Below are 587 nucleotides of genomic sequence, written 5' to 3'. Positions count from 1 at the left end.
GCTCGAGGCGATGAAGATGGAGCAGTCGCTGTTCGCGCACCGCGACGGCGTCGTCGCCGCGGTGGACGCGACCGCGGGCACCACTGTGTCGAGCGGCCACGTGCTGCTCAACATCGTGGACGCCGAGTAACTCCGGCGCACGCCCCAGCGCGCACTCGGCCCCGTCCGCCCCGGTTCTCCGGGACGAACGGGGCCGTTTTCGCGCGCCCGGTTCCCCGCCCCCTCGGATACCGGGCGGGGTATCATGCTTCTCGCTCGAAAGCCTAAGCGTGCCGTCAGGGATCGGGCGTACCCTGGGGCGATGAACGTTCCCCTGTCGATGCTTGACCTGGCCACCATCGAGGCGAGCGGCAATGTCGCCCAGTCTCTCCAGAACTCCGTACTCGCCGCCCAGGCGGCCGAGGAGACCGGCTACTCGCGGGTCTGGTACGCGGAGCACCACAACATGTCCTCGATCGCCTCGAGCGCGACCGCGGTGCTCATCGCGCACGTCGCCGCGCACACGACGACGATCCGGCTCGGCTCCGGCGGCGTGATGCTCCCGAACCACTCCCCGCTCGTCATCGCCGAGCAGTTCGGCACCCTCG

Annotated in this window: 2 protein-coding genes; both read left to right on the top strand. The window is 69.8% G+C overall.

Annotated features, from left to right (window positions below; genetic code table 11):
• A partial coding sequence (locus OOT08_RS11875; protein ID WP_325092938.1) for a biotin/lipoyl-containing protein occupies window positions 1-130 on the top strand: 130 nt, incomplete at its 5' end.
• A 171-nt stretch (window positions 131-301) separates the two neighbouring features.
• On the top strand, window positions 302-587 hold a 286-nt coding region (locus OOT08_RS11870), incomplete at its 3' end, for an LLM class flavin-dependent oxidoreductase (RefSeq protein WP_325092854.1).

The organism is Leucobacter sp. M11 (assembly GCF_035726885.1).
Classification (GTDB): Bacteria; Actinomycetota; Actinomycetes; order Actinomycetales; family Microbacteriaceae; genus JAPFRB01.
This window is presented reverse-complemented; position numbering and strand designations above follow the sequence as displayed.